The organism is Rhizobium sp. SG741 (assembly GCF_012275435.1).
Lineage (GTDB): Bacteria > Pseudomonadota > Alphaproteobacteria > Rhizobiales > Rhizobiaceae > Rhizobium > Rhizobium lusitanum.
Genome location: NZ_JAAZQP010000006.1, coordinates 160112 through 184464 on the forward strand (window position 1 = coordinate 160112; position 24353 = coordinate 184464).

The window sequence follows — 24353 nt, forward strand, 5'->3', positions numbered from 1 at the left end:
AATGTTGGTTTACAAAATTCCCGACAATAGAAATGTTCAGCAACAAAATCGCATTCATGACGGGGGAAAACGCCTCCGGTGAGATCATCCGCACAGCATATCACGGTTCGGAAAAGTACGATCGGCCGATAGTCACGGCAACGCGCGCTGGATCGGCGGGATCCTGGGCTCAAGGCATCACGCCGCGCGCAGCCATTCGACACTCCAGGCCGAAGCCGCCCTTCGATGGCGCCGCTGTCCATCATGACCCGAATTTCGATAGGCGCACGCGGATTGGTGACCTCGACGGGCACTGCCGCTTCGAAAGAGCCGGTACCCTGCGGGCAGACACGCAGCTTGCCAAGCAATTCCGCAGCATGAACTTCCACGGTGAAAATCTGGCCGTGGCAATCCTCGTCGACGTCGAAGAAGAATTTGGCGTTCCAGCGGCCGGTCGGCAGATGAAGCTAGGGGGGCCACAGATCAGGCAACGCGCGCGCCCGGTCGCGACCAATGGCGAACTGGTCGGCATCGCTGTCTGCTAGCCGAAGAGCATAAAATCGAACGATTTCAGGAAACGGTTGGCGACCATCTCGATCGCACGCGCACCGAACTTGCGGAGCGCCGAACTGCGCATGAACAAGGCCTTCAACGAGAACAGTCGCAGCGGCCTTCGAAATAGTCGAAGGGCGCACCCGTCAAGGTGCGCCCTGCTATCAAACTATGAAAAAAGTTGAAGGTGGAACCTGCAATGCAGCGGCTATTCGCCGAAGTTTTGCCGGATCAGCCTCAGCGCCAGCCTCTATTTCGACAATTTCCTCGCTCGTAAGCCCACAGGTTTCGGAGAGATCACCGATCGTGTAACCGATGGTTTCGCGAGACTGTCGAACGGCATCGGCGATTTCTTGATGGGGAACTGTAGAAGCCTTTGAACTATCGAGATTGTTCGGAGTAATGGACATGAAATTTCTCCTTCCAAAGTCCGCCGGCAAATCAAGTGCCGGGTGAAGGCGGCTGTTGCAGCCAAGCAGCATCTCGGCCTAAACACGCGGCCGAATGCTCGCTCAATATAGGCATCAATGCGGCACTGGCAAGCGTGGAAGCGCATAGCTGCCAATCCCACAGATCTCGGCTCGTCTGACGCCCTGGAAGGATGATCGGGAGCGTCACACGCTGTGGTCACAGCCCGACCGGGTATACAGCCGATCGACCGGCAATCCTCGCCGCTGCCGAGGTCCGTTCCGGCGGGCAAATTCGCCGAGGAGGTGACCTACCCCAGCGCCTGGCTGGCCAAACCGTAGGTCAGCGGCTTTCCATCGGCAGGCGGACGCCCGTCCCCGTGCAGCCAGACCTGTCGCAGCGACATGCTCGTGACGGTGTCGTGGATCGCAAGTCCGGATCGCATGAGAAATTGCGGGAATGGACCGGTCTGCTGGCGGGTATCGAGGCGCAGGAAGCCGCCGGCGCGTTCGGCGACATACGGTCGAACAACGGCAATCGCCTCTTCGTCGCCCATCGCCACCACGGGGCCGATCACATGGCCGCGCCCGAAGCGGCGACAGAGCGCAAAGGCTACCATATGGTCACCCTGGACAAGCGCCAATCCCTCCGAGATTGCGATGAGACGTTGCAACAGGAGCGTGCGGTCCGCGCCATAGGCGGCCAGATCCAATGCAGCGACCTCTGCCAGGTCGGCCTCGACGATCGGGCGCAGTCGCGTGCCCGGCGGCAAAAGCTCGGCAGGCGGCGCGATTGCCTCGCCTTGGCACTGGTAGACGACCTGCTCGGCATTAAAGCCGAGAGACTGATAGAGCCGCTTGGAGGAGCGGGTCGCGTTCAGTCCAAGTGGGCGCGAGCCGGTCTGCGCGATGATATGATCCATCATCCAGCGCCCCGTTCCCAGCGTCTGCAAACGCGGCGAGGTGATCACCATGCCGATGGTGGCGAAATACGGCCCGAAGTCGAAAAGCATGGCGGAGCCGAGCACACGACCGATCGAATCATGCGCCACGATCCCTTGACCCAGCTCGCGGACGATCTGCCAATCCTCCGCTCGATGCGGCCAGCTTACCGACAGCGACAGAGCATGCAGGGCATCGACATCGGCGTTTGCGATATCCCCCATGGTCAGCTCAAACGATTCCAGTTGGATCGAACTGGAATTAGTCATGACACTCCCCCATTCTCGCAGGCACATTAGAGGTGACCCGAATTGCTGCCGGGCTCGGTTTGAATTCACAATTTGCAGGCAACACTGCCTGTATCGGTTGTAGCGTCGCTTACGCAACAGAATGCGCTTGAGAGCCCCACAAATACGGAAGATTCCACCAAAGCTGCAACACTTTCAGCAGCCGGTGACATTGCGGCATATTATGTTGATGAAAGCCATCTTGGCGGCGCGGCTACGGGCAAATCAGGATATTCCAGTGATTGAAATGACTCCGGATCAGATTCTTGAACGGCTGGTGGCCTTTCCATCCGTCGTCGGCACGCCGAACCAGGCGATCGTCGGCTGGATTGCGGACTATCTCGAGCAGGCCGGCGCGCGCGTCACCCTGCTCGCCGGGCCGGAAGGTGATCGCTCCAATCTGTTCGCCACTGTCGGCCCGGCCGATCAGCCGGGCTATCTGCTTTCCGGCCACACGGATGTCGTGCCCGCGGGCGAACCAGGCTGGGCAAGCGATCCATTTTCGCTGCAGCGCGACGGCGAAAGGCTGACGGGACGCGGCACCAGCGACATGAAGGGCTTTCTCGCCTGTGCGCTCGCCGCCCTGCCGGCAATCGCACGGCGACCGCTCGAGCGCCCCCTGCATCTGGCGTTTTCCTATGATGAGGAGGCCGGATGCCGCGGCGTGCCGCACATGATCGCCAGGCTTCCCGATCTCTGCGCTCCGCCCTTGGGATGCATCATCGGCGAGCCGAGCGGCATGCGCGCCATTCGTGCCCATAAGGGCAAGGCGGCAGCCAGAGCCGCGATCGGCGGCCGCGCCGGTCATTCCTCGCGCCCGGATCTCGGCCTCAATGCCATCCACGCGATGGCAGAAATTCTCGACCAAGCCGTCACGACCGCCAGGCGTCTGACAAAGGGACCGTTCGACGAAAATTTCGAACCGCCCTATTCCTCTTTGCAGGTCGGCACCATCCACGGCGGGCAGGCCGTCAACGTCATTCCCGATCAATGCACGATCGAGCTGGAGGCCCGCGCTATCGAAGGTGTCGACCCGGTCGGTCTGCTCGCCGAAGTCGAAGCTTGTCTTACCACTTTGACGGATCGCGGCTTTACCGCCGGTTGGGAGGTGCTCAGCAGCTATCCCGCACTATCGCTGGCCGCCGATGCACCTCTGGCCGGGCTGATGGAAGAGCTGACCGGACAGACGCCACTTGCCGCCGTCAGCTACGGCACGGAGGCCGGCCTCTATCAGGCCGCAGGCATGCCTGCCATTATTTGCGGCCCGGGCGACATCGGCCGCGCGCATAAGGCCAATGAGTTCATCGAACTCGCTGAGCTCACGGCCTGCGTGCGGATGATCGAAGCGCTCGGGAATCGTCTGGCTCTGTAGGCCATCACGATTGCATCGCAAGACCGCAAAAATCCGCATCGTTATGCGGTCACGCGGCCCTATTTCGATGCATCCTGCCGTGAAGGGCACGGCAAGCTGGCTCAAGCAAACCCGAAGGAAAGCCATGGCCTTCTTATTCAATTCCGATGCCGAACGGGCCAAAATCTTCAAGGCCGCTTTCGCGCGCGAGCTGCCGGGCCTTCCTTTCATCACGGATGCTGAAAGCATCCACCCGGACGCTATCAAATATCTGATCACCTGGACTGCACCCGCCGACCTTGACCGTTATCGCAATCTGGAAATCCTGTTTTCCATCGGCGCCGGCGTCGACCAGTTCTCCCTTTCGGCCCTGCCCGAAAAGGTCAAGCTCGTGCGCATGGTCGAAGACGGCATCACCCGGATGATGCAGGAGTATGTGACGCTCGGGGTGCTCGCTATACATCGCGATCTTCCAGGCTATATCGAACAGCAGAGAGCGCAGAAATGGGCCGCCCGGCCCGTGCGCCAGGCGTCCGACCGGCGTGTCGGCGTGCTTGGCCTCGGCAATCTCGGTCTTGCCGTTCTTGAGCGCCTGTGCCCCTTCGGCTTCCCGCTTCGCGGCTGGAGCCGCTCTCCACGCAGTATCGAAGGGGTCACCTGCTATCACGGGGCCGATCAGTTGCCGGAGTTCCTGGCAGGCACCGATATCCTTGTCTGCCTTCTGCCGCTGACACCCGAAACGCAAGGCATCCTTAACGCCGATCTCTTTGCTGCCCTGCCGCCGGGGGCGGGCCTCGTGCACGCCGGTCGCGGCCCGCAACTCGATGCGGCAGCCCTGATCCGCGCGCTCGACGACGGTCATCTCTGCGGCGCTATCCTGGATGTCACCGACCCCGAACCGCTGCCGGCCGGGCATCCACTCTGGCATCACCCCAGGATCGTTCTGACGCCGCATGTCGCCAGCGTCACGCAGCCCGAGACTGCCGCAAATGCCGTCATCACCAACATCCGCCGCCACGAGAGCGGGCTAGAGCCCATCGGCCTCGTCGACCGCAGCCGCGGCTACTGATTACCCCTGAAAGGAACCGCATGTCCCTGCTGAAAGCCATCGATCCGACACCGACATTCGAGCCGAAGCAATCCAAGGCCCTCCCCGAGCGGCTGATTTCGGGCGATCCGTCCTTCAAGACCTGGGCGCAGGACAGCGCCCGCGACGGAACGGTCAATACCGGCATATGGGAAGCGACGCCGGGTGAGACCCGCTCGATCAAGGGAGAGACTTTCGAATTCTGCCATATCCTGCAGGGCGTTATCGAACTGACCGAGGACGGCGGCGCGCCGGTTACCTACCGCGCCGGCGACAGCTTCGTCATGAAACCGGGCTTCAAAGGCGTCTGGCGGACGATCGAGACCGTCCGCAAAATCTATGTCACCGTGACCGGATGACACGCGTTGCGGATCTTCCCGTTCTTGAAGCCGAACCAACCGTGCAGCTTCGCTGCGTGGCGCGCTTTCAGGCACCAAATCTTGCGCTGAAACATCGGGGACAAACGGGATATTCCGTCGCGACATCGCGGACGCACGACCGAAACTGCCACGGCACAGCCGTTAGACTTGCTGGAACCGCTGGCAAGGAAACACCATGACCCTCAGTTTCGACCCAGACTCCCTCGATCTTCCGAGCGGACATTTCATCGGCGGCCGCTATGTCGCGGCAAGCGGTGGCATAGACGTCCACCGGCCTTCGGATGGCGTCGCTTTCGCGCAATGCCCGATCGCGGGAAGGGACATAGTCGATCAGGCCGTGGACGCGGCCAATCAGGCCCTCAGGACAAGCGGCTGGGCCAGCCTTCGGCCGCGCGAGCGGACCAAAGCTTTGGTGCGATGGGCCGACCTCATCGAGGAAGAAGCCGTCACATTGGCGCGCCTCGAGGCCATATCCTCGACCCGGCCGGTCGGGCAGCTCATCGCCGGCGACATTGCCGTAACAGCCGAGCAGATCCGCTTCTTCGCGGAATTCGCCGACAAGGAAGGCAGCGATCTCGTGCCGACCGACGGCAACAGCCTCGGCATGATCATGACGGAACCCTATGGTGTCGTCGGCGCGATCACGCCCTGGAATTTTCCGATTTCCATGGCCGGATGGAAGATCGGGCCGGCACTTGCGGCCGGCAATGCCATCGTGCTGAAGCCATCCGAGATGACGCCTTTTTCGACGCTCCATATGGCCGAGCTTTCGGTGCGCGCCGGCATTCCCGCCGGCCTGATCAACATCGTGCTCGGCGACGGCCCGACGACGGGGGCTGCGATGACGGGCCATCCCGGCATCGGCAAGATCAGCTTCACCGGTTCGACCGCCGCAGGGTCGGCGATCATGGAGAATATCGCCCGCACGGGCATCAAGCCGATGACACTGGAGCTCGGCGGCAAGAGCCCGCAACTCGTCTTTGCCGATGCGGATATCGCGCTGGCAGCCGAAGCGATCGCCCGTAACATCCTTGCCAATGCCGGCCAGGCCTGCGTGGCCGGATCGCGGCTGATTGCCGAGCGCAGCATCGCCGCGCCGCTGGCCGAAGCGATCCTCGAGCATATGTCCAGGATCAAGCCGGGGCCGACCTGGGACGAGAACAGCCTCTACTCGCCCATCATCTCGGAACGCCAGATCGGACGTATCGACCGGATCGTCCAGGCCGCGATCGATGCCGGCGCGGAGTGCCTGACCGGTGGAACGCAATTGGATCGACCCGGCTATTTCTACGCGCCGACTCTGCTTGCGAGTGTCGATCAGGCCTCCCCCGCCGTCACGGAAGAAATCTTCGGCCCGGTGCTGACCTTGCAGACCTTCGAGGAGGAGGAAGAGGCTCTCGAGCTTGCCGATCACCCGATCTACGGACTTGCGGCGGGTCTCTTCACACGCGATCTTTCCCGCGCCATTCGCGTCACGCGCCGCCTGCAGGCCGGCACCGTCTGGGTCAATCGCTACGGGCGTTCGCGCGACCATATTCTGCCGACGGGCGGCTACAAGAGTTCCGGCATCGGCAAGGATCTCGGCCGCGACGCCTATCTTGCCAACCGCCGCAGCAAGTCCGTGCTGATCAACATCTGAGGAACCGACCATGAAGACCTACAGGATCGCGCTTATCCCTGGCGACGGTATCGGCAAGGATGTTATCGACGCGGCATGGCAAGTCTTGGAGAGAGTGGCCGATAAGACGGGCTTCGGGCTGGAGCCGACGAGCTTTCCCTGGTCCTGCGCCTACTACAAGGAAACCGGGGCAATGATGCCTGCCGACGGAATCGCGACGCTGCGCGGTTTCGACGCCATCCTGCTTGGCGCGGTCGGCTGGCCGGCCGAAGTGCCTGACTCCGTCTCGCTGCATGGCCTTCTTCTGCCGATCCGCAAGGCCTTCGAGCAATATGCCAATATCCGCCCTCACCGGCTGCTGCCGGGGGTCGAAGGGCCGTTGAAAGCCAAAGACTTCGACATTCTTTGCATCCGCGAGAATACCGAGGGCGAATATTCCGGCGCGGGTGGCCGCGTGCATCAGGGCACGGCGAACGAAGTCGCCGTCGAAACCTCGATCTTCACCCGCACGGGCGTGGAGCGCATCCTGCGCTTCGGCTTCGAGCAGGCGCGCATGCGGCGCGGCAAGCTCGCCTCCGTCACCAAATCGAATGCGCAGAAATATTCCATGGTGTTCTGGGACGAGATTACTGCCAAGGTCGCAGCCGACTATCCCGACGTCGCTGTCACCAGCTACCATATCGACGCCATGGCGGCGCGCATGGTGATGGCGCCGGAAAGCCTTGACGTCGTCGTCGCCTCCAATCTGTTCGGCGACATCCTGACGGACCTCGGCGCCGCGATCCAGGGCGGGCTCGGCTTTGCCGCCTCCGCCAATCTCAACCCGGACCGAACAGCGCCGTCGATGTTCGAGCCCGTGCACGGCTCCGCCCCGGATATCGCCCATCTCGGCATCGCCAATCCGATCGCCGCCATCTGGTCGGCCGCCATGATGCTGGAGCATCTCGGCGAGAAGACTGCCGCCGACGCGATCATGGACGCCATCGCGGCGGCGACGGCGGCCGGCATCGGCACGGCTCCAGGCAAAGACAAGACCGACACCATTACCGAGGCCGTGCTGAACGCACTTAGCTGAACGACAAGGACGCAAGACATGATCGATCTCAAGGACAAGAGCCTGTTTCGCCAGCAGGGCCTGATCGGAGGAACCTGGCTGGATGCGGCTTCCGGCAAGACGGTCGATGTCATCGACCCGGCCTCGCAGACGGCTGTGGGTACCGTTCCCGATATGGGCGAAACCGAGACGCGGGCGGCGATCGAAGCTGCCAATGCAGCCTTTCCCGCCTGGCGCGCGAAAACCCATGCCGAGCGGGCGCAACTGCTCGAAGCCTGGCACGATCTGATGATCGAGAACTGCGACGATCTCGGGCTGCTGCTGACAAGCGAACAGGGCAAGCCGCTCGCCGAGGCGCGTGGCGAAATCCGCTACGGCGCGTCTTTCGTCAAATGGTTCGCCGAGGAAGCTCGCCGCATCGGCGGCAGCACCATCCCCTCACCGACGCCAGATCGGCGGATCATCGTGTTGAAGGAGCCCGTTGGTGTCTGCGGCATCATCACGCCGTGGAACTTCCCGAACGCGATGATCACCCGCAAAGTCGCACCCGCCCTTGCCGCCGGCTGCACTGTCGTCATCAAGCCATCCGACTTCACGCCCTATTCGGCGCTGGCGCTTGGCGTGCTCGCCGAACGCGCCGGTATCCCCGCCGGCGTCATCAACATCGTCACTGGAATGCCAACAGAGATCGGCAACGAGCTGATGCGCAACGAGATAGTGCGCAAGATCTCCTTCACCGGCTCGACCCGTGTCGGCGCCCTGTTGATGCGGGGTGCGGCCGACAGCATCAAGCGCCTCAGCCTCGAACTCGGCGGCAATGCGCCCTTCATCGTCTTCGACGATGCCGATCTCGACCTCGCCGTCGAGGGCGCAATCGCCTCGAAATTCCGCAATGGCGGCCAGACCTGCGTCTGCTCCAACCGCATTCTGGTGCAGGACAAGGTCTATGACGTCTTTGCCGAAAAGCTTTCCGCCCGCGTTTCCGCCATGAAGGTCGGCCCCGGTACGCAAACGGGAATCGACATCGGGCCGATGATCAATGCAGCGGCCATCGACAAGATCGAGCGCCATGTCAGCGATGCCGTCGAGAAGGGTGCGACGATCATCGCCAAGGCTTCAAATCTGCCGGAGGGCCGCCAATACGCCGCCCCCATCGTCCTGTCGGGTGCCACCACCAACATGCTGCTGGCAAGCGAAGAGACCTTCGGCCCGGTCGCGCCGCTCTTCCGCTTCACGACCGACGAAGAGGCGATCGCCATCGCCAACGGCACGCCGTTCGGCCTTGCTGCCTATTTCTATACGCAAGGGCTCAAGCGTTCCTGGGCCATCGGCGAGGCGCTGGAATTCGGCATGGTCGGGCTGAATACGGGCGCGATCTCGACGGAAGTGGCCCCGTTCGGCGGCGTCAAGCAATCCGGTCTCGGACGCGAAGGCTCGCAGGCCGGCATAGAGGAATATCTCGAGATGAAGACCTTCCACATCGGCGGGCTTGCCTGAAAGTCGCGCCCAAGCCGACTTGCAGCACGGACATCGTTGCAGCTTTCTTGGCGACAGGAATTCACGCAGGCTTCGTGAGAAGGCCCCCGGCCAAGGCATGGAATGTCTCGATGGCCTTCGGCAGCACATGCTGCGGATCGTCGCTGGCGGCGACCCAGAGAGCTGCATTGAGCGCAGCGCCGCTGAGAAGCCGGGCGGCCGCCTCCGCGTCGACCGGCTTGAGGACCTTTTGGGCGATCAGACGCTCCACTGTCCGTCTGGTTGCTTGAAGACAGCTGCTTTGACTGGGCCACTTTGACGGATCACCCAATACTGCAGGTCCATCGAGCAGAACGATGCGTTGGACCTCCGGAACGAGCGCCATCTCGATATAAGCAGCGCCTTCGGCGAGCAGGCCCTTCCAATCATCGCCTGCTCGAACGCCGACCCCTTGAGCGCGTAACGCCATTTCCGAGTCGATCTGATCGACAACCGCCGCCAGAAGCCCGCGCTTGTCACCGAAATTATGGTAAAGCGCGCCCCGTGTCAGACCGACCTCGGCGGTCAGCTCGTCCATGGAAGCGGCCGAATACCCTTTTTCGGCGAAGGCCTTTCGTGCGGCCACGATCAACTTGGCCCGGTTCTCTTCCATCGTCTCGACGCGTCGCTTCGCCATCTTGCCCTCGATTTCATATACGCGTCGTATATTAATTTGACATACGGCGCGTATGTCGGCTATTTCAGATACGCAACGTATATCAGATGATCCGACAGCGTGTGAAGCTCCCGGATCGCGCTGCGCTCATCGACAGCCCGTCAACGTCTATGAAGAGAGATCGGAAATGACCAAGCGCGAAGCAATCTTCCCTGCCAACCGGCACGCCCTTTACGAGGAACACGGCTACTCGGCCGCCATCCGATCCGCTGACCTGCTTTTCGTGTCAGGACAGGTCGGCAGTCGTTCCGATGGAACGCCCGAACCTGATTTCCAACTTCAGGTCCAGTTGGCTTTCGAAAACCTCAAGGCAACACTGGATGCGGCAGGCTGCACGCTCGATGATATCGTTGATATAACGACGTTTCATACCGATCCTGAAAACCAGTTCCCAACGATCATGGCCGCCAAACAGAAGATTTTCAGCGCGCCGCCCTATCCGAACTGGACCGCGATCGGCGTGAACTGGCTCGCCGGCTTCGACTTCGAGATCAAGGTCATTGCCCGCATCCCTTCAAAGGCGTGATTCCGGCGATCCGCGGCTATTGAAAACGATCGAGGGTCTTGTAGTACATGCCGACGAGCGGCAGGAACCAGGGCTTGCCGAAATGCCCGGGAACGGCGGGCCATTCCAGCCCCTTGACCGGGTTGCGATCCGTCTTGCCCAGGATGGCGTCGGCTATGATCATGCCCATATGCGTCGCCATCTGCGCCCCATGGCCTGAATAGCCCATCGCATACCACAACCCGTCGACGTAGCCGGCGCGCGGGAACCGATCCTTGGTCATATCCACCAGGCCGCCCCAGCAATAATCGATCTCGACCTTGGCGAGATGCGGAAAGATCTCGGCAAGGCCGGCGCGCAGGATTTCGCCGCTCTTGGCATCCGACTGCTGATCGGAGGTCGCCGAGAACCTGGCCCTGCCGCCGAAGATGAGCCGGTTGTCTGGCGCAAGCCGGAAATAATTGCCGATATTGAGCGAGGTGACGCAGGTGCGGTTGCCCGGCATGGTCGCAGCAACCTCCGCCTCCGTCAGGGGTCGGGTGGCGATGATGAAACTGCCGACGGGCACGATCCGCCGGCGAAAATAGCCGAAGATCCCCGGGGTATAGGCGCCGGTCGCGAGCAGGACATTGTCGGCCGTAAGCTTGCCGCGCACCGTCGTCAACTCGTGCTTGTTGCCGTTGATTCGCCTGTCGATCACCGCCGCATTGTCATAGACCACCGCTCCATGGCGGACAGCCGCCTCTGCAAGCCCGACTGCGTAGCGCCCCATATGCATCATGGCGCTCTTCTTCGACAGCATCGCGCCGTGAAACGAAGCCGATCCGATTTCGGCCTTCAGGTCGCTTGACGTCAGGAGTGCCGTATCCGGATCGATCTCGCGGTGAACCGCCTCGAAATTTCTGGCGATACCTTCGAAATGAGCCGGCTTCGACGCAAGCTTGAGCTTGCCGGCACGGCGGAAATTGCAGTCGATCGCCTCTTCCTTGACGATCCGCTCGACCGTATCGACAGCATCGTCGAAGGCTCGATAAAGCGCCTTGGCCCGCTCAACCCCGAGCTCCGCCTTGGCAGCAATGAAGCTGTGAGCGATACCGTTGTTGAGATGACCACCATTGCGGCCGGAGGCGCCTGAACCGACCGTGTTCGCCTCCAGTACGACCACCTTGGCGCCGGCCTTTGCGAGCTGCCGTGCCGCGCCCAAGCCGGTAAAGCCGCCGCCGATCACCGCGACATCATAGTGACCTTCGATCGGCGCTGCACTCTGGCCGGCAAAACGCGGCGCGGTATCGTGCCAGTAGGACTTGAACTGCATTGCCGTCTCCCGTCAGAGCCCGAGAACGCCGGGCAGGCCGGAAATGTCCTTGATCTCGGCGTATTCATAATAAGGGTTTGCGGGCTCATGGCCACGATTGACCCAGACCTTGTGCTTGATGCCGAGATCATAAGCCGACATCAGATCGTAGCGGAAGGAGGAAGAGCAATGCATCACGTCCTCCGGATTGCAGCCGAGCATGTCGAACATGTATTCGAAGGCTTTGAAGCGCGGCTTGTAGGCATTGGCCTGCTGTGCCGTGAAAACTGCGTGGAACGGCGCGCCGAGCTTTTCGACATTGTGCATGATCTGCTCGTTCATGGCGTTCGACAGGATGACGAGCGGAATTTCCTTGGCGACCTTCGCAAGACCGGCCGGCACATCCGGATGCGGACCCCAGCTCGGAACGGTCTCGTAGATTGAGCGGGCATCTTCGGCGTGGAAGGCGACCCCGTTCCTGCGGCAGGTACGCTCGACGGCATTATGGATTACTTCATTATAAGGCTTCCAGTCACCGAGAATTTCGTCCAGCCGGTAGGCGGCGAAGTTCTTGATGAACCGCGCCATGCGCGGCTGATCGAGCTGCTCGCCATAGATCTTCTGGGCCGCCTCGGCCATCTGGAAGTTCGTCAGGGTGCCGTAGCAGTCGAAGGTAATGTATTTTGGCCGGAACGTCGTCATGTCCTTGATCCCTTGCAGAATGCCGTGCTGGCGCTGATCTCGCCCCATCATAGGCAGCCTTTCCCCATCGGTTCACCGCATTTGCGCCGTCGGGAAGCAGAATGTTCTGTATGCTTGTCCTGCTTTGGCAGAGAGTTGCGCGCCTGACGCCTCCAGGCCCGTCATCTCGCCCGGTCGCGCCGCGTTGCCGGCATAAGATGCGGCGGGCGTATCGACGGACGGTGAAAGATACTGCTGCGGCTTCGTCGTCAGGACGATCTTCTTTCCTTGTCGGTCTATCAAAGAGATAAAGCAACAGACGGGAGAAAAGGCCTGTGCAGGCATCCGCGATCGACGTTCGCCCCCTCGACCAATCCCATCTCCCATCAGCCCTTGCCCTGTCGCGCCAGGCGAGGTGGCCGCACCGACTCGAGGAGTGGCAAATGCTGCTCGAACTCAGCAGCGGCCTCGTGGCGATCGAAAATCAGAAAGTGGTCGCGACGATCTTCGTCACGCCCTACGGCGCCGACGTCGCGACAATCAACATGGTCATTGTCGACGAGGCCATGCGCGGGCGCGGCATCGGTCGGCGCATCATGCAGGCTGCTCTTGAGATCGTCGGAACCCGCGAGTGCCGGCTCGTGGCAACCGCCGAAGGCCTTCCGCTTTATCAAAGTCTCGGCTTCGAGAGGACAGGCGAGATCGTCCAGCATCAGGGGCCGTTGCGGGCCTGTATCGCGGCCGGGACGGTCGATCGTGCGACGTCGGCCGACTTCAACCACATCGTCGCTCTCGATCGTCTCGCCTATGGCGCGGACCGCACGGCGCTGCTGCAGGCATTGTTCCACACCGGTCGTCTAGCCGTCTTGCGCAAGACCGACGGCCTGCGCGGATATGCGGCGTTACGCGCCTTCGGGCGCGGCGAGCTCTGCGGCCCGGTCGTCGCGGAAACGGCGGCGGATGCCGAGGATCTGCTGAGCTTCCTGTTTGCGGCCCGACCCGGTGTCTTCATGCGCGTCGATACCGGGGCAGAAACCGGCCTTGCTCCATTTTTGCTCGAACACGGCCTTACCCATGTCGGCGGCGGCATTGCCATGCGCCGCGCCGCATCACCCGCTCCGTCAAACATTTTAAGCGTTCACACATTTGCCCTGGCGAGCCAAGCCCTGGGCTGAAGAGAGATATCATGCTGAGCAATTCCCTTGTCGAACTCGATCGCGCTCACCTCGTCCATCCGGTCGCCTCCTATCGCGGCCACGAGCGAGCCGGTGTGCGGGTCCTGAAATCCGCCAAAGGCGCTACCGTCACCGACGCGACGGGGCATCAGATGATCGACGGCTTCGCCGGTCTGTGGTGCGTCAACGCCGGATATGGCCATGAAAGCATCGTAGAGGCTGCCGCCCGCCAGATGCGCGAACTGCCCTATGCCACCGGCTATTTCGGCCTCGGCTCGGAGCCGGCCATCCGGCTTGCCGCCGAGCTGGCCGACCGTGCGCCGGGCGATCTCAACCACGTCTACTTCACGCTCGGAGGCTCGGATGCCATCGACAGCACGATCCGTTTCATCCGCTACTATTACCATTCGCTCAGCAAACCGGCGAAGGATCAGTTCATCTCGCTTGAGCAGGGCTATCATGGCTCCTCGACGGTGGGTGCCGGGCTAACGGCGCTGCCGATCTTCCATGCCGGTTTCGGTGTGCCGCTCGACTGGCAGCACAAGATTCCAACGCACTATGCCTATCGCAATCCCGTCGGCAGCGATCCGCAGGCGATCATAGCCGCCTCCGTCGCCGCGCTGCGCGCCAAGGTCGAGGAGATCGGCGCCGACCGAGCGGCAGCCTTCTATGTCGAGCCGATCCAGGGCTCCGGCGGCGTGCTCGTACCGCCGCCCGGCTGGATGAAGGCGATGCGTGACGTCTGCACCGAGCTCGACATCCTCTTCGTCGCTGATGAAGTGATCACCGGCTTCGGCCGCACCGGGCCGCTCTTTGCCTGCTCCGATGAAGACATCGTCCCCGACCTGATGACAACAGCCAAGGGTCTTACCTCCGGCTATGTACCGATGGGCGCCGTCTTCCTGTCGGAGCGCGTTTACCAGACGATCGCCGATGGTGCCGGGTCCGCGGCCATCGGCCATGGCTACACCTATTCCGCCCATCCCGTCAGCGCAGCGGTCGGCCTCGAAGTTCTGCGCCTCTATGAAAACGGCTTGCTGGAAAACGGTGTCAAGGCGGGCGCTCGCCTGATGGCCGGCCTGCACGAGCTGGCCGCGCATCCACTGGTCGGCGATGTACGCGGGCGCGGCATGCTGGCCGCCATCGAACTGGTCGTCGACAAGGAGCGCAAGACGCCGCTGCCCGCGGCCGCCGATCCCTCGCGCCGTATATTCGATCGTGCCTGGGACAATGGACTTGTCATCCGCGCCTTCGGCAACGGCGTGCTCGGCTATGCGCCGCCGCTCTGCTGCACCGATGCGGAAATCGACGCGATCATCGATCGTACGCGCAGGACGCTCGATCAGACGCTGGAAGATCCGGACGTTCGCGCGGCTCTTGCTTGAGCGCGGCGGCCGAAATACCGCTTTGCGCCCATATTCGCAATTTTGTGCCGCCACAGCTCCGCCATTCAGAGACTCCGGCAGGCCTTAACTGCGAAACTGGACGTGCTGCCACCCTCAGAGCCTAAAAAACGCGGATTTTGAGGAGATAGAACAAAACAAGCGGCAAGATCGGAACAGCATTTTCTTCTGCATTCAGTCGCGCGATCGAAATTGATGGCGCTCATTCGAGGACAGATACTTGGCCAAGAGCTTAGCGGATTTCAAATATTTCACCTTCGATGTCGTCGGAACGCTGATCGACTTCGAGGGCGGCATCAAGGAATGTCTGGCTGGGATCGCTGAAGAGGCAGGTGTCTCCGTCGATGGCGAAGAGGCGTTGGCACTCTATCGCGCTGCGCGCTATTCCGGCGACGCCGGTCTTTTTCCCGATGATCTCGTCCGCGTCTATATGGTCATTGCGCCGAAGCTCGGCTTGCCTGCCGAAGTGAAATTCGGTGAACGGCTGCGCGATTCCGCTGGCAATTGGAAAGGCTTTGCCGACAGTGCCGATGCGCTCCGCCGTCTGTCCAAGCGCTATCGGCTGATTGCCATGACGAATGCCCGCCGCTGGGCCTTCGAACATTTCTCCAAGGAACTCGGCAATCCGTTCTATGCGGCATTCACCGCTGATGACACCGGCACGGAAAAACCCGATCCGGCCTTCTTCGAGCAGGTCTTCGCCTTCGTCGGCAAGGAGCAAGCCTCGAAGGACGACATTCTGCACGTCGCCCAGAGCCAGTATCACGATATCGGCATATCCCGCCAACTCGGCATGACCAATTGCTGGATCGAGCGACGCCATGCCCAGAAGGGCTATGGCGGCACCATCGAACCTCAGGAATTCACAAAGCCCGATTATCATTTCACCTCCATGGCAGGACTTGCCGAAGCAGCGGAGGCAAGCAAGGCCGCCTGACGGAGTAACGACCCGATACTGAGCCCGCCAAAGACGGGACGACAACTCAACTTCAACAAAAAGGGGAACGCAATGAACGACAAGATCACGAATTGGACCAGCGCAGACGATGCCATGGTCGAAAATGCCATCCGCCGTGGCGCAACTCGCCGCGATCTCCTGCAAATGCTGCTCGCGGGCGGCATCGCCGCTGCGGCCGGCGGGGCGATCTTCGGTCGAGCCTCCGCCGCCTTCGCAGCAACCCCGGTCTCGGGCGGTTCGCTGAAGGCGGCCGGCTGGTCATCCTCGACCGCCGACACGCTCGATCCGGCCAAGGCATCGCTGTCGACGGATTATGTCCGCTGTTGTGCCTTCTACAATCGCCTCTCCTTCCTCGACAAGAATGGCGTCACGCAGATGGAACTCGCCGAAAGCATCGAAAGCGCCGATGCCAAGGTCTGGACCGTCAAGCTGCGCAAGGGCGTGAGCTTCCACAGCGGCAAGACCCTGTCTTCGGCCGACGTCGTCTATTCGCTGAAGCGCCATCTCGATCCGGCCGTCGGCTCGAAGGTCAATGCCATCGCCAAGCAGATGACAGGCTTCAAGGCTGTCGATCCGCTGACCGTCGAGATCACGCTCGTCAATCCGAATGCCGACCTCCCGACAATCCTTGCCATCCATCACTTCATGATCATTGCCGACGGCACGACGGATTTCAGCAAGGCCAATGGCACGGGCGCTTTCGTCTGCGAGACTTTCCAGCCAGGCGTCCGCTCCGTCGCCGTCAAGAACAAGAACTACTGGAAGCAAGGCGGCCCGCACCTCGATTCCTTCGAGTTCTTCGGGATCGAGGACGATTCCGCGCGCGTCAACGCACTCATGTCGGGCGACATACAGCTTGCCGCTTCCATCAACCCGCGCTCAATGCGGCTCCTGGACGGCCAAACGGGCGTGACGTTGTCGAAGACCACCTCCGGCAACTACACCGACCTCAACATGCGCCTCGACATGAACCCGGGCAGCAACAAGGACTTCGTTACCGGCGTCAAGTATCTGCTGAACCGCGAAGCGATCCAGAAGTCGGCCTTGCGCGGCCTCGCCGAAATCGGCAACGACCAGCCCGTGCCGCCATCCAGCATCTATCACAATGCCGATCTGAAGCCGAAGGCCTTCGATCCTGAAAAGGCGAAGTTCCACTTTCAGAAGTCGGGCCTCTTCGGCCAGTCCATCCCCGTTGTCGCCTCTGATGCAGCAACCTCTTCCATCGACATGGCGATGGTGTTGCAGCAGGCCGGCGCGGATATCGGCATGAAGTTCGATGTTCAACGTGTGCCCTCCGACGGATACTGGTCGAACTACTGGCTGAAGGCGCCGATGCATTTCGGCAATATCAATCCGCGTCCGACACCGGATATCCTGTTCTCCCTGCTCTATTCCTCCGATGCTCCGTGGAACGAGAGCCAGTACAAGTCCGCCAAGTTCGATAGCATGCTCATTGAGGCGCGCGGCTCGCTTGACCAGGCCAAGCGCAAGGCGATCTATGGCGAAATGCAGGTGATGATTGCCGAAGATGCGGGCACCGCTATCCCGGCCTATATCTCCAACGTCGACGCGATCTCCTCGAAGCTGCATGGGCTGGAAGCCAATCCGCTCGGCGGCATGATGGGTTACGCCTTTGCGGAATATGTCTGGCTCGATGCCTGATCCCTGCCTTCGTACCCGGCCGGTGGTGCTTCGGCGCCGCTTGTCGGGTACAATGCCGGGAAACTGGCACATCCGCTCTCGCGATGGGGATCCGTCATGAACCGCCACGTTCTTTATCTCGTGTTCGGCCGTGTGCTCGTGGCCCTCGTCACGCTGCTCATCGTCTCGTTCACGGTGTTTGCGGCGACATCGATGCTGCCGGGCGACGTCGCGCAGATCCTGCTCGGCCAGGCTGCCACTCCTGAAGCAGTCGCCGGCCTTCGCGCCGCCATGCATCTGAACGATCCGGCCATCCTGCGTTTCGTCCGCTGGCTTGCTGGCCTCGCCACCGGCGATCTCGGCATTTCCTATGCCAACAACATGCCGATCGCCGATCTGATCGGCTCGCGGCTTGGAAACTCCTTGAAACTGGCGGCGGCGACCACGCTGTTTTCCGTGCCGATCGCGCTCACCCTCGGCATTACGGCGGCGATGCTGCGCGGCTCGCTCTACGACCGCATCGTCACCATCATTTCGATCGGCGTCATCTCCGTGCCGGAATTCATGGTCGCCACCTCGGCCGTATTGATCTTCGCCGTCTATCTCAAATGGCTGCCGGCACTTGCCTTCGCCAACGAGATCCATTCCTTCGGGCAGATGCTGCGCGTCTTCGCGATGCCTGTCATCACGTTGAGTTTCGTCATATCGGCGCAGATGATCCGCATGACGCGTGCCGCCGTCATCGAGACGCTGAACACGCCCTATGTCGAAATGGCGCTGCTGAAGGGGGCGTCGCGCCGGCGCATGGTGCTGAAACATGCCTTGCCGAATGCGCTGGGACCGATCGTCAACGCGGTGGCGCTGTCGCTCTCCTATCTGCTGGGCGGCGTCATCATCGTTGAAACCATCTTCAACTATCCGGGCATCGCCAAGCTGATGGTCGATGCCGTCGCCACGCGCGACCTGCCGCTGATCCAGACCTGCGCGATGATCTTCTGCGTGGTCTATCTCCTGTTGATCACCATCGCCGACATCATCGCCATTATGTCCAATCCGAGGTTGCGCTGATCATGGCCCTTACCGCCTTCACTCCCCGCAAGCTCGGCTTTCGCTTCAACATCGTCGGCATGCTCGGCTTTGCAGTCATTCTGCTATGGGCATTGGTGGCGATCTTTGCACCGCTGATCATCCCCTATTCGATCGGCGATATCGTCGACTTCGATTATTTCGGACCGATATCGGCCAAGTTCTGGCTCGGAACGGATTATCTCGGCCGGGATATCCTGTCGCGTATTCTCATGGGTGCGCGCTACACGGTGGGCATCTCGCTTGCCGCCGTTTGCGTCTCCTGCGTCTCCGGCGTCGCGCTCGGCATGATCGCGGCCGTCATCGGCGGCTGGTTCGACAGCGTGCTCAGCCGCTTTCTCGATGCTTTGAATTCGATCCCGAGCAAGCTGTTCGGCCTCGTCGTCGTGGCTGGTGTCGGCTCCTCGATCCCAGTACTGATCCTGACGCTCGCCGTCATCTACACGCCAGGCGCCTATCGCTTTGCCCGCGCGCTGTCCGTCAATATCAACACCATGGATTTCATCACGGTGGCCCGCGCGCGCGGCGAAGGCACGCTCTATCTCATTCGTTCCGAAATCCTGCCGAATATTCTGGGGCCGGTCATGGCCGATCTCGGCCTGCGCTTCGTGTTCATCGTGCTGCTCCTGTCCGGCCTCTCCTTCCTCGGCCTCGGTGTGCAGCCGCCCAATGCCGATTGGGGTGCGCTGGTGCGTGAAAACATCGGCGGCCTGCCCTTCGGCGCGCCTGCGGTGATCTTTCCGAGCATCGCGATCGCCAGCCTGACGATCAGCGTCAACCTGCTGATCGACAACCTTCCCCAGAAGATCCGGGACCGGAGCAATTGATGGCCAAACTCGTCGAAATCCGCAACCTGAAGGTCGAGGCAAAGACCGATTCCGGCCGTCGCGTCGAGATCATCCGCGGCGTCAGCTTCGATATTCAGGAAGGCGAGATCGTCGCCCTGATCGGCGAAAGCGGTTCCGGCAAGACGACGATCGCCCTGACCCTGATGGGCTACGCTCGCCCTGGATGCCGGATCAGCGGCGGCGAGGTGCTGCTTGCAGGTAAGGACATGGCGAGCCTGTCCGAAAAAGCCAGAGCGAAGATCCGTGGCACGGAGGTTGCATACATACCGCAAAGTGCCGCGGCCGCCTTCAATCCGGCTCAGACCATCATGGAACAGGTGATCGAGATCACCCGCATTCATGATCTCATGCCGGTCGAAGACGCGAAAGCACGCGCCGTTGAGCTTTTCAAGGCGCTCAGCCTGCCCAATCCGGAGACGATCGGCGCGCGCTATCCGCACCAGGTATCCGGCGGGCAGTTGCAGCGGCTATCGGCGGCAATGGCGTTGATCGGCAATCCGAAGCTCGTGATCTTCGACGAGCCAACGACTGCGCTCGATGTGACGACACAGATCGAAGTGCTCAAGGCTTTCAAATCGGTCATGAAGACCGGCGGCATCGCCGGCGTCTACGTATCGCATGATCTCGCCGTCGTCGCCCAGGTGGCCGACAGGATCGTCGTGCTGAAGGGCGGCGAAATCCAGGAAATTGGCACGACCGAGCAGATCCTTTCCTCGCCTTCCCATCCCTACACGCGGGAACTGCTGGCCGCGTTTGAGCCCAAGCTCTACGCCTCGCCGGCGCAAGCAACCGCCGACAAGACGCCCGCCCTGCTCGAGGTCACGGATATCGTGGCGGGATACGGCCCGATCCAGCCGAACGGCCTGCCGACGGCGGTCGCGCTCAAATCCGTGAGCGTCAGGCTGGAAGCCGGCCACAATCTCGGCATCATCGGCGAGTCCGGCTGCGGAAAGTCGACGCTTGCCCGCGTCATCGCCGGGATACTGCCGCCGATCTCGGGAGATATCGTCTTCGACGGCAAACAGCTCGCCGCCGACGCCAGGTATCGCCGGCGCGAAGAGCTGCGCAGGCTGCAGATCGTCTTCCAGTTCGCCGACACAGCGCTCAATCCGGCCAAATCGATCGGAGATATTCTTGGTCGGCCGCTTGCTTTCTATGGCAACCCAAGCGCCAGGCAGCGCGAAGCCCGCATCGAGCAGCTGCTCGACATGGTGCATCTGCCGGCAGCCATCAAACACCGCCGTCCAGCCGAACTGTCAGGCGGTCAGAAGCAGCGCGTCAATCTGGCCCGCGCCTTGGCGGCCGAGCCGAAGATCATTCTCTGCGATGAGATTACCTCGGCCCTCGATACGGTCGTGGCGGCCGCCATCATCGATCTCCTCAAGGAGCTGCAGCGCGAGCTCGGCCTGTCCTATGTCTTCATCAGCCATGATCTTTCGACCGTGCAGGCGATCTGCGACGAGATCATCGTGATGTATGCGGGCGAGAAGATCGAGCAGCTTTCCTCCGCCGATCTCGCCGGCGGCGCCAAGCACCCCTATTCGAAATTGCTGTTCTCCTCGGTGCCGAAGCTCGACACGGGCTGGCTCGACGGCCTGCAGCAGGACGACGAGTTGATCCGGGCTTTCGCGAGCCGCTGAGATTTGCGAGTTAGACTAACGGCTCAACGCCGGTCAGACCGGAAACAGGCTTGTTAGCGGCATATGCGCCTTGACGATCGGCGATTTCAGCACGACGAAGCTGAAATATTTGTCGATGCCGATCTCCATATCGATCAGCCGCTCCATCGTCGTCTGGTATTCGGCAATGCCGGCGGTAACGAATTTCACCAGATAGTCGTAACCGCCGGAAACCAGATGGCATTCCACCACCGAATCCACCTTCTCGACCGCCGCCAGAAAGCGGGCGAAATCGATCTGGCGATGGTTCTTCAGCGTCACTTCCGTAAAGACGGTCAGTGTCTGCCCGAGCTTGGCGATGTTGATCTGGGCGGAATAGCCGGAGATATAGCCCTCGGACTGCAGCTTCTTGACCCGCATCAGGCAGGGGCTGGGCGAGAGATTGACCAGCTCGGCCAGTTCGACATTGGTGATACGGCCGTTCTTCTGCAGTTCGTAGAGGATCTTGATATCGATCCGGTCGAGTTTCATCGGCACGCTCCGGTTTGCGGATGGCAGAATGGCTGCCTTGCGGAATAATCTTTCGTCATTTTAGGCCGAAAGGCTCGCTTAGCAAGCGGAATCGGGCATGTATACCTCGATATAACGACATGAAATCCGTGCTTTAACAGAAGAATTCGTAGTCTTGGCACTGCACAGAAGGAAATGCTGTCTGATTGCGATCTGCAGCATTTGCGGACGAAAAGCTCGATTACAATGCTGGTCTGCGAACGGAGATTGCCATGCCCGCCCCCCTTCTTCACATCGAGACCACACCGACGCTGCCCGAGACGGCGGATGCGGTGGTCATCGGCGGCGGCATCGTCGGCGTCTTCTCCGCCTATTACCTTGCACGCCGCGGCATGAAAGTCGCACTTGTCGAGAAGGGACGGATCGGCGCGGAACAATCCAGCCGGAACTGGGGCTGGTGCCGGCAGCAGAACCGGGATGCTCGCGAGCTGCCGATGGCGACCAAGAGCCTGGCGCTTTGGGACGCATTCGCTGAAGAGAGCGGCGAGGACGCCGGCTTTCGCCGCTGCGGCCTGCTCTATCTCAGCGACAATGATGCGGAACTGGCCGGCTGGGCACGCTGGGGCGAGTTTGCCCGTGGCGTCGGCGTCACCACCCATATGCTCGACAGCAAGAAAGCCAGCGAATTCGGCGCGGCGACCGGCAAGGCCTGGAAAGGCGGCGTCTTTTCGCCGACCGACGGCACCGCCGATCCCTCTCGCGCCGCCCCCGTTGTCGCCCGCGCCATCATGGCGCTCGGCGGCAGCGTGCATCAGATGTGCGCGGCCCGTGGTCTGGAAACCACAGGTGGCCGCGTCAGCGCCGTGGTCACGGAAGCGGGGATCATCCGCACCGAAACCGTCGTCATGGCGGGCGGAGCCTGGGCATCGTCCTTCTGCCGGCAGCTGGGTGTTCGTTTTCCGCAGGCAGCCATCCGATCCTCGATCCTGTCCGTCGCGCCCGGAGCCAAGAGCCTTCCGGCAGCCCTCCATACGGCCGCCGTCTCGGCGACGAGACGAAGCGACGGCGGCTATACGCTCGCCATCAGCGGCAAGGCCCGCGTCGACCCCACCCTGCAGCAGCTTCGCTTTGCCCGCTATTTCGTGCCGATGTTCGCCCGTCGCTGGAAAAGCCTGGCGCCGGGAGGCATGGAGGGATTGAAGGGCGGCCACGAGACCCTTTCGCACTGGCGGCTCGATCGGCCGACGCCGATGGAGCGCAACCGCATCCTCGATCCGCGCCCCGACCGCAAGCAGATCGACCTGACGCTTGCGCGGGCACGCACACTTCTTCCCTCCCTGGTTCATGCCCCCGTTTCGGCCGCATGGGCCGGCTATATCGACAGCACGCCGGATGGCGTGCCCGCGATCGGCGAGATAGCTGCAATCCCCGGCCTGATCCTGGCGGCAGGCTTCAGCGGCCACGGTTTCGGAATTGGCCCCGGTGCCGGACACCTTGTTGCCGACCTCGTTACGGGTGCGACGCCGATCGTCGACCCCAAGCCCTATTATCCGGATCGCCTGAACCGCTCCGCCTGGGGAAAAGTTGCCGATTTCTGACGGGCGGCGAGCCTCAGCCTGAGGGATAGGCGCATTTCTCGCGCCAGGCGACGGGCGTCATATCGGTGACGCGGCGAAACTCGCGGTTGAAATTCGATTTGGTCTGGAAGCCGGCCTCAAGCATGACTTCGGTCACCGGCCGATCGGTTTCAACAAGAAGACGGCAGGCCTCGGCAATGCGGTAGTCATTGACATATTGCGAGACGTTCTTGGCCATCCGGCGATTGATGGCGCCCGAGATGCGGCGAGACGGTATGCCGGCTCTGCGGGCAAGGCGCTCGAGATTGAGATTGGCGTCGCGATAAAGCTTCTTCTCACCCATCAGCGCCTCGATGCGGGTAATCGTTTCTGCGTCTTCCGCCGTATCCGGAACCGGCGCAACGTCGACAATATCTCTCACGGTCGAATTCCGGCTGGCCGCGGCTGCTGCCATGCCGAGCATGAACAGGCCGAGAAGATTGGCGATGCTGAGGATCTTGCCGACATGAGCGCCCTGGGTCCATTCGAAATCGAACATGACAAGCGCGTCGATCCCCGCCGAAAAGCTCAGCGTCGCCGCCGCAAAGACGAAGGCTCGATGGGTCGGCTGAGCCGTCTCGAAGGAAGCAAGCGGCAGCACGTCGGGGCCGGCGCGCATCAGCCAGAGCAAGGCGCTGGCATAGCCGAGATAGATCAGTATCATCGCGATATCGATCGCCTCGGGCCAGATAATGATCAGCAGCGCGATGATCGCAGGCGGGAAACCATAGAGACCGATGCGCTCGGACCAGCGGCGCGGGCCAGCGGCACCGAGGTGCATGACACCTGCGACAACCAGTGACGGCATGATCGTCGCGAGCGCAAGCGTCAGGCGGCCGACGACCGGTAGATCGTAACCCCAGCGCAAGCCGACAAGGACCGACTGCACGCAGCAGAGTGCCAGCAGCACGAGGAAAGGTCGGTTGGTGGCCATGCCGTCATCCCGCCGCAGCATTGCCAGAAGCAGCAGCAGAAGCAGCAACGCGACGACGAACGGCAACGGCACGAACAGCATGAGACCCCTTCCACGATCATTCGTGATCGGCCGCCACTATGACGTGACTCGCGACCTCAGGCGATCCAGATCGCGATCCGGGACGTCCTGAATCGTGATCGAGGTCGCATCCGCTGACTTGTACGGCGATGTTGGCGACGCAACAAGCTGGAGA

The 24353-nt window shown here is 61.7% G+C and carries 23 protein-coding genes; 16 read left to right on the forward strand and 7 right to left on the reverse strand.

The genetic code is table 11. From position 1 onward, the window contains the following. Nucleotides 1-32: 32 nt before the first annotated feature. Entirely contained in the window at nucleotides 33-524 is a 492-nt protein-coding gene (locus FHT29_RS17225) for a hypothetical protein (RefSeq protein WP_047560179.1), read from the forward strand. Between the two features lie 171 nt (nucleotides 525-695). On the opposite strand, the gene FHT29_RS17230 is transcribed toward FHT29_RS17225, so the two are convergent. Next, entirely contained in the window at nucleotides 696-941 is a 246-nt protein-coding gene (locus tag FHT29_RS17230; RefSeq protein ID WP_080760624.1) for a helix-turn-helix transcriptional regulator, read from the reverse strand. 308 nt (nucleotides 942-1249) lie between these two features. After that, entirely contained in the window at nucleotides 1250-2149 is a 900-nt protein-coding gene (locus FHT29_RS17235) for a GNAT family N-acetyltransferase (RefSeq protein ID WP_168599907.1), read from the reverse strand. A gap of 265 nt (nucleotides 2150-2414) precedes the next feature. Between FHT29_RS17235 and argE the strand changes: the two genes are divergently transcribed. The 6 genes from argE to FHT29_RS17265 all read left to right on the forward strand — a co-directional run bounded on the left by argE (nucleotide 2415) and on the right by FHT29_RS17265 (nucleotide 9154). Further along, complete coding sequence (argE, locus tag FHT29_RS17240; RefSeq protein ID WP_210166105.1) at nucleotides 2415-3539, forward strand: acetylornithine deacetylase; 1125 nt, start codon at nucleotides 2415-2417, stop codon at nucleotides 3537-3539. A 124-nt stretch (nucleotides 3540-3663) separates the two neighbouring features. Further along, nucleotides 3664-4587, forward strand: coding sequence for a glyoxylate/hydroxypyruvate reductase A (locus tag FHT29_RS17245; RefSeq protein ID WP_047560293.1), 924 nt, complete (start codon nucleotides 3664-3666; stop codon nucleotides 4585-4587). A 20-nt stretch (nucleotides 4588-4607) separates the two neighbouring features. Beyond that, nucleotides 4608-4964: a cupin domain-containing protein gene (locus FHT29_RS17250; protein WP_037197472.1), complete on the forward strand. Its 357-nt coding sequence runs from the start codon at nucleotides 4608-4610 to the stop codon at nucleotides 4962-4964. Between the two features lie 196 nt (nucleotides 4965-5160). After that, nucleotides 5161-6624 carry an aldehyde dehydrogenase family protein gene (locus tag FHT29_RS17255; protein WP_047560185.1) on the forward strand — a complete coding sequence of 488 codons (1464 nt, stop codon included), beginning with the start codon at nucleotides 5161-5163 and terminating at the stop codon, nucleotides 6622-6624. A 10-nt stretch (nucleotides 6625-6634) separates the two neighbouring features. Further along, entirely contained in the window at nucleotides 6635-7678 is a 1044-nt protein-coding gene (locus tag FHT29_RS17260) for a tartrate dehydrogenase (RefSeq protein ID WP_047640794.1), read from the forward strand. 18 nt (nucleotides 7679-7696) lie between these two features. After that, entirely contained in the window at nucleotides 7697-9154 is a 1458-nt protein-coding gene (locus FHT29_RS17265; protein ID WP_047640795.1) for an NAD-dependent succinate-semialdehyde dehydrogenase, read from the forward strand. 61 nt (nucleotides 9155-9215) lie between these two features. Here FHT29_RS17265 and FHT29_RS17270 read toward each other — a convergent pair whose 3' ends face one another. After that, nucleotides 9216-9809: a TetR/AcrR family transcriptional regulator gene (locus tag FHT29_RS17270; RefSeq protein ID WP_047640796.1), complete on the reverse strand. Its 594-nt coding sequence runs from the start codon at nucleotides 9807-9809 to the stop codon at nucleotides 9216-9218. Between the two features lie 166 nt (nucleotides 9810-9975). Here FHT29_RS17270 and FHT29_RS17275 point away from each other — a divergent pair, with 166 nt between their 5' ends. Further along, nucleotides 9976-10374 carry a RidA family protein gene (locus FHT29_RS17275; RefSeq protein WP_113085052.1) on the forward strand — a complete coding sequence of 133 codons (399 nt, stop codon included), beginning with the start codon at nucleotides 9976-9978 and terminating at the stop codon, nucleotides 10372-10374. Between the two features lie 16 nt (nucleotides 10375-10390). Here the strand turns inward: FHT29_RS17275 and FHT29_RS17280 are convergent, their stop codons facing one another. Both FHT29_RS17280 and FHT29_RS17285 read right to left on the reverse strand, forming a co-directional pair. Next, the gene (locus tag FHT29_RS17280; RefSeq protein WP_168599908.1) at nucleotides 10391-11668 is read right to left on the reverse strand and encodes an FAD-binding oxidoreductase; all 1278 of its coding nucleotides are present in this window, start codon (nucleotides 11666-11668) and stop codon (nucleotides 10391-10393) included. A 12-nt stretch (nucleotides 11669-11680) separates the two neighbouring features. Next, nucleotides 11681-12349 (reverse strand): haloacid dehalogenase type II, encoded by a 669-nt coding sequence (locus tag FHT29_RS17285; RefSeq protein ID WP_037197565.1) that lies wholly within the window; start codon nucleotides 12347-12349, stop codon nucleotides 11681-11683. A 314-nt stretch (nucleotides 12350-12663) separates the two neighbouring features. Between FHT29_RS17285 and FHT29_RS17290 the strand changes: the two genes are divergently transcribed. The 7 genes from FHT29_RS17290 to FHT29_RS17320 all read left to right on the forward strand — a co-directional run bounded on the left by FHT29_RS17290 (nucleotide 12664) and on the right by FHT29_RS17320 (nucleotide 21079). After that, a complete protein-coding gene (locus FHT29_RS17290; RefSeq protein WP_168599909.1) occupies nucleotides 12664-13503 on the forward strand; it encodes a GNAT family N-acetyltransferase in 840 nt (279 codons plus the stop codon). 11 nt (nucleotides 13504-13514) lie between these two features. Beyond that, nucleotides 13515-14888: an aspartate aminotransferase family protein gene (locus tag FHT29_RS17295; protein WP_168599910.1), complete on the forward strand. Its 1374-nt coding sequence runs from the start codon at nucleotides 13515-13517 to the stop codon at nucleotides 14886-14888. Between the two features lie 238 nt (nucleotides 14889-15126). After that, a complete protein-coding gene (locus FHT29_RS17300) occupies nucleotides 15127-15843 on the forward strand; it encodes an HAD-IA family hydrolase (RefSeq protein WP_168598130.1) in 717 nt (238 codons plus the stop codon). A gap of 72 nt (nucleotides 15844-15915) precedes the next feature. Continuing rightward, nucleotides 15916-17526: an ABC transporter substrate-binding protein gene (locus FHT29_RS17305; RefSeq protein ID WP_168599911.1), complete on the forward strand. Its 1611-nt coding sequence runs from the start codon at nucleotides 15916-15918 to the stop codon at nucleotides 17524-17526. 96 nt (nucleotides 17527-17622) lie between these two features. After that, entirely contained in the window at nucleotides 17623-18573 is a 951-nt protein-coding gene (locus tag FHT29_RS17310; protein ID WP_037197456.1) for an ABC transporter permease, read from the forward strand. A 2-nt stretch (nucleotides 18574-18575) separates the two neighbouring features. Continuing rightward, the gene (locus FHT29_RS17315) at nucleotides 18576-19418 is read left to right on the forward strand and encodes an ABC transporter permease (protein ID WP_047560210.1); all 843 of its coding nucleotides are present in this window, start codon (nucleotides 18576-18578) and stop codon (nucleotides 19416-19418) included. Then, on the forward strand, nucleotides 19418-21079 hold the full coding sequence (locus tag FHT29_RS17320) for an ABC transporter ATP-binding protein (protein WP_168599912.1): 1662 nt from the start codon (nucleotides 19418-19420) through the stop codon (nucleotides 21077-21079). The genes FHT29_RS17315 and FHT29_RS17320 overlap by 1 nt, the downstream gene beginning before the upstream one ends. 33 nt (nucleotides 21080-21112) lie before the next feature. Here FHT29_RS17320 and FHT29_RS17325 read toward each other — a convergent pair whose 3' ends face one another. After that, nucleotides 21113-21589: an Lrp/AsnC family transcriptional regulator gene (locus FHT29_RS17325; RefSeq protein ID WP_034510479.1), complete on the reverse strand. Its 477-nt coding sequence runs from the start codon at nucleotides 21587-21589 to the stop codon at nucleotides 21113-21115. 251 nt (nucleotides 21590-21840) lie between these two features. On the opposite strand from FHT29_RS17325, the gene FHT29_RS17330 reads away from it, so the two are divergent. After that, nucleotides 21841-23166, forward strand: coding sequence for an FAD-binding oxidoreductase (locus tag FHT29_RS17330; RefSeq protein ID WP_168599913.1), 1326 nt, complete (start codon nucleotides 21841-21843; stop codon nucleotides 23164-23166). A 13-nt stretch (nucleotides 23167-23179) separates the two neighbouring features. Here the strand turns inward: FHT29_RS17330 and FHT29_RS17335 are convergent, their stop codons facing one another. Continuing rightward, entirely contained in the window at nucleotides 23180-24199 is a 1020-nt protein-coding gene (locus FHT29_RS17335; RefSeq protein WP_112442674.1) for an AraC family transcriptional regulator, read from the reverse strand. Nucleotides 24200-24353: the final 154 nt, after the last annotated feature.